Origin of the sequence: Rheinheimera metallidurans (assembly GCF_036983985.1) — a bacterium.
GTDB classification, from domain to species: Bacteria; Pseudomonadota; Gammaproteobacteria; order Enterobacterales; family Alteromonadaceae; genus Alishewanella; species Alishewanella metallidurans.
Genome location: NZ_JALAHQ010000010.1, coordinates 1 through 4,972 on the forward strand (window position 1 = coordinate 1; position 4,972 = coordinate 4,972).

The following is a 4,972-nucleotide window of genomic DNA, read 5'->3' on the forward strand; positions in this document are numbered from 1 at the left end:
ACCATTTCGCAGCAGCCGCCTGATCGGCGCAGAGCGACAGCCTACCTCTGACTGCCGCCAATCTTTGCAACAGAGCCCGACGGGCTGCTGCCGGCCATCAGCGGACGCAGGGAGGACTTTCCGCAACCGGCCGTTCGATGCGGCACCGATGGCCTTCGCGCAGGGGTAGTGAATCCGCCAGGATTGACTTGCGCTGCCCTACCTCTCACTAGTGAGGGGCGGCAGCGCATCAAGCGGTGAGCGCACTCCGGCACCGCCAACTTTCAGCACATGCGTGTAAATCATCGTCGTAGAGACGTCGGAATGGCCGAGCAGATCCTGCACGGTTCGAATGTCGTAACCGCTGCGGAGCAAGGCCGTCGCGAACGAGTGGCGGAGGGTGTGCGGTGTGGCGGGCTTCGTGATGCCTGCTTGTTCTACGGGGCACTGTTGCAAATAGTCGGTGGTGATAAACTTATCATCCCCTTTTGCTGATGGAGCTGCACATGAACCCATTCAAAGGCCGGCATTTTCAGCGTGACATCATTCTGTGGGCCGTACGCTGGTACTGCAAATACGGCATCAGTTACCGTGAGCTGCAGGAGATGCTGGCTGAACGCGGAGTGAATGTCGATCACTCCACGATTTACCGCTGGGTTCAGCGTTATGCGCCTGAAATGGAAAAACGGCTGCGCTGGTACTGGCGTAACCCTTCCGATCTTTGCCCGTGGCACATGGATGAAACCTACGTGAAGGTCAATGGCCGCTGGGCGTATCTGTACCGGGCCGTCGACAGCCGGGGCCGCACTGTCGATTTTTATCTCTCCTCCCGTCGTAACAGCAAAGCTGCATACCGGTTTCTGGGTAAAATCCTCAACAACGTGAAGAAGTGGCAGATCCCGCGATTCATCAACACGGATAAAGCGCCCGCCTATGGTCGCGCGCTTGCTCTGCTCAAACGCGAAGGCCGGTGCCCGTCTGACGTTGAACACCGACAGATTAAGTACCGGAACAACGTGATTGAATGCGATCATGGCAAACTGAAACGGATAATCGGCGCCACGCTGGGATTTAAATCCATGAAGACGGCTTACGCCACCATCAAAGGTATTGAGGTGATGCGTGCACTACGCAAAGGCCAGGCCTCAGCATTTTATTATGGTGATCCCCTGGGCGAAATGCGCCTGGTAAGCAGAGTTTTTGAAATGTAAGGCCTTTGAATAAGACAAAAGGCTGCCTCATCGCTAACTTTGCAACAGTGCCTAAAATAAGCCTTATATCCAAGCATAAAACAAGGTTGTCTAGACTTCTTTTAACAGTAAAGTTATCATAAAACTGAATTTTATTTTTTAGGTAAGTTTATGCATTCTATCCGCATTCGTTAAGACACAACTATTTGCATAGTGACACTATTTTATAATGGTGGGCTTTTGTTGTGTCTTTAAGAATATATGCGGATATATAAAGTAAAAGTATGCTTAATTTATAAGTATGCTTTTAGTGCATAGTTTCCAGTTATAACTTAATTGACTAGCTATTTGTCCACCCTGTGGATGAATAGCTTTTTTTTTGGGAGGACACTGTGATGCTAGCTTTTGTTTTCACCTAAATCCTGTTTGCTGCATAAAAAATTTCAAGAGCTAAACAGGAGTAAATAAAAATGAGTTTAATTATTAAAGCGAGAAACATACGCTTGGATTATGCTGGGCGTGATGTTTTGGATATTGATGAATTGGAAATTCACTCTTATGACCGTATTGGTCTTGTGGGTGATAACGGAGCAGGAAAGAGTAGTTTACTCAAAGTACTTAATGGCGAAATTGTTTTAGCCGAAGCGACATTACAGCGTTTTGGTGATTTTGCACATATCAGCCAACTGGGCGGAATCGAAATAGAAACGGTCGAAGACCGGGCAATGTTATCTCGCCTTGGTGTTTCCAATGTACAAAACGACACAATGAGTGGCGGAGAGGAAACTCGTGCAAAAATTGCTGCCGCATTTTCCCAACAAGTACATGGCATTCTAGCGGATGAACCAACCAGCCACCTTGATCTCAATGGAATAGATCTACTTATTGGTCAACTTAAAGCATTTGATGGAGCATTACTTGTTATCAGTCATGACCGATATTTTCTTGATATGGTTGTAGACAAGATATGGGAGTTAAAAGACGGTAAAATTACGGAATATTGGGGTGGTTACTCGGATTACTTGCGTCAAAAAGAAGAAGAGCGACAACACCAAGCCGTAGAATATGAGCTGATGATGAAGGAACGGGAGCGATTAGAATCTGCTGTGCAAGAAAAACGCCAGCAAGCTAATCGATTAGACAATAAGAAAAAAGGAGAAAAATCCAAAAACTCTACCGAAAGTGCTGGACGACTTGGGCATGCAAAAATGACTGGCACCAAGCAAAGAAAACTGTATCAGGCAGCTAAGAGTATGGAAAAGCGTTTGGCTGCATTAGAAGATATTCAAGCACCAGAGCATTTGCGTTCTATTCGTTTTCGTCAAAGTTCAGCCCTAGAACTGCACAATAAGTTCCCGATTACGGCAGATGGTCTGAGCTTAAAATTTGGTAGCCGTACTATCTTTGATGACGCTAACTTTATAATACCGCTTGGCGCTAAAGTCGCTATAACTGGATCGAATGGAACAGGGAAAACGTCCTTGTTAAAAATGATATCAGAACGTGCTGATGGATTAACCATATCTCCAAAAGCTGAAATTGGCTACTTTACACAAACAGGATATAAATTTAACACGCATAAATCTGTGCTCTCCTTTATGCAGGAAGAGTGCGAGTACACAGTTGCGGAAATTCGTGCAGTATTGGCTTCAATGGGGATCGGAGCGAATGATATTCAAAAAAACTTATCCGACTTATCGGGAGGTGAAATCATCAAACTGCTTTTATCCAAAATGCTTTTAGGAAAATATAATATTTTGCTTATGGATGAACCAGGAAACTATCTTGACCTAAAAAGTATTGCCGCATTAGAAACAATGATGAAGTCCTATGCAGGAACTATTATCTTCGTATCTCATGACAAGCAATTGGTCGATAATATTGCTGACATTATCTACGAGATCAAAGACCACAAAATCATCAAGACTTTTGAGAGAGATTGTTAATGATAGCCAATCTAATCCGAACATTAATTATTGAACTCTTTAAAGGAAATTAAAAATGACAATTCAAGATATTCAATCACTTGCTGAAGCACACGGCTTGTTGCTTACGGACAAAATGAATTTCAATGAAATGGGCATTGATTTTAAGGTCGTTTTTGCTCTTGATACAAAGGGGCAACAATGGTTGCTGCGTATTCCTCGTCGTGATGGCATGAGGGAACAAATCAAGAAAGAAAAACGCATTTTAGAATTGGTAAAAAAACATCTTTCTGTAGAGGTTCCTGATTGGAGAATTTCATCTACAGAATTAGTGGCTTATCCCATACTTAAAGATAATCCTGTTTTAAATTTGGATGCTGAAACCTATGAAATAATTTGGAATATGGACAAAGATAGCCCGAAATACATAACATCTTTGGCAAAAACCTTATTTGAAATCCATAGTATTCCTGAAAAAGAAGTTCGGGAAAATGATTTGAAAATTATGAAACCTTCAGATTTAAGACCTGAAATAGCAAACAATTTGCAGTTAGTAAAATCTGAAATTGGTATAAGTGAGCAATTGGAAACCCGCTACAGAAAATGGTTGGATAATGATGTTCTATGGGCAGATTTCACCCAATTTATACATGGCGATTTATATGCTGGGCATGTACTAGCTTCAAAGGATGGAGCTGTTTCAGGCGTTATTGATTGGTCAACAGCCCATATAGATGACCCAGCGATTGATTTTGCTGGGCATGTAACTTTGTTTGGAGAAGAAAGCCTCAAAACTCTAATCATCGAGTATGAAAAACTAGGGGGTAAAGTTTGGAATAAACTATATGAACAGACTTTAGAAAGAGCAGCGGCCTCTCCTTTGATGTATGGTTTATTTGCCTTAGAAACTCAAAATGAAAGCCTTATCGTTGGAGCAAAAGCTCAGTTGGGAGTTATATAATTTAAAAATATGATTGCTGAGGCACTGTTGCAAATAGTCGGTGGTGATAAACTTATCATCCCCTTTTGCTGATGGAGCTGCACATGAACCCATTCAAAGGCCGGCATTTTCAGCGTGACATCATTCTGTGGGCCGTACGCTGGTACTGCAAATACGGCATCAGTTACCGTGAGCTGCAGGAGATGCTGGCTGAACGCGGAGTGAATGTCGATCACTCCACGATTTACCGCTGGGTTCAGCGTTATGCGCCTGAAATGGAAAAACGGCTGCGCTGGTACTGGCGTAACCCTTCCGATCTTTGCCCGTGGCACATGGATGAAACCTACGTGAAGGTCAATGGCCGCTGGGCGTATCTGTACCGGGCCGTCGACAGCCGGGGCCGCACTGTCGATTTTTATCTCTCCTCCCGTCGTAACAGCAAAGCTGCATACCGGTTTCTGGGTAAAATCCTCAACAACGTGAAGAAGTGGCAGATCCCGCGATTCATCAACACGGATAAAGCGCCCGCCTATGGTCGCGCGCTTGCTCTGCTCAAACGCGAAGGCCGGTGCCCGTCTGACGTTGAACACCGACAGATTAAGTACCGGAACAACGTGATTGAATGCGATCATGGCAAACTGAAACGGATAATCGGCGCCACGCTGGGATTTAAATCCATGAAGACGGCTTACGCCACCATCAAAGGTATTGAGGTGATGCGTGCACTACGCAAAGGCCAGGCCTCAGCATTTTATTATGGTGATCCCCTGGGCGAAATGCGCCTGGTAAGCAGAGTTTTTGAAATGTAAGGCCTTTGAATAAGACAAAAGGCTGCCTCATCGCTAACTTTGCAACAGTGCCTTCTACGGCACGTTTGAAGGCGCGCTGAAAGGTCTGGTCATACATGTGATGGCGACGCACGACACCGCTCCGTGGAT

General features: G+C 44.7%; 4 protein-coding genes and 1 pseudogene. 4 read left to right on the top strand and 1 reads right to left on the bottom strand.

The annotated features are described in order from the left end of the window. Nucleotides 1-198: 198 nt before the first annotated feature. Nucleotides 199-420, bottom strand: a pseudogene (locus MN199_RS14650) (tyrosine-type recombinase/integrase); the annotation flags it as partial. 65 nt (nt 421-485) lie between these two features. Between MN199_RS14650 and MN199_RS14655 the strand changes: the two are divergent. The 4 genes from MN199_RS14655 to MN199_RS14670 all read left to right on the top strand — a co-directional run bounded on the left by MN199_RS14655 (nt 486) and on the right by MN199_RS14670 (nt 4,843). Further along, nucleotides 486-1,190 (top strand): IS6-like element IS26 family transposase, encoded by a 705-nt coding sequence (locus MN199_RS14655; RefSeq protein WP_001067855.1) that lies wholly within the window; start codon nt 486-488, stop codon nt 1,188-1,190. Nucleotides 1,191-1,639: 449 nt separating this feature from the next. Next, nucleotides 1,640-3,115, top strand: coding sequence for an ABC-F type ribosomal protection protein Msr(E) (gene msr(E), locus MN199_RS14660; RefSeq protein WP_000052512.1), 1,476 nt, complete (start codon nt 1,640-1,642; stop codon nt 3,113-3,115). A gap of 55 nt (nt 3,116-3,170) precedes the next feature. Further along, on the top strand, nt 3,171-4,055 hold the full coding sequence (locus MN199_RS14665) for an Mph(E) family macrolide 2'-phosphotransferase (RefSeq protein ID WP_000155092.1): 885 nt from the start codon (nt 3,171-3,173) through the stop codon (nt 4,053-4,055). Between the two features lie 83 nt (nt 4,056-4,138). Beyond that, nucleotides 4,139-4,843, top strand: coding sequence for an IS6-like element IS26 family transposase (locus MN199_RS14670; RefSeq protein ID WP_001067855.1), 705 nt, complete (start codon nt 4,139-4,141; stop codon nt 4,841-4,843). Nucleotides 4,844-4,972: the final 129 nt, after the last annotated feature.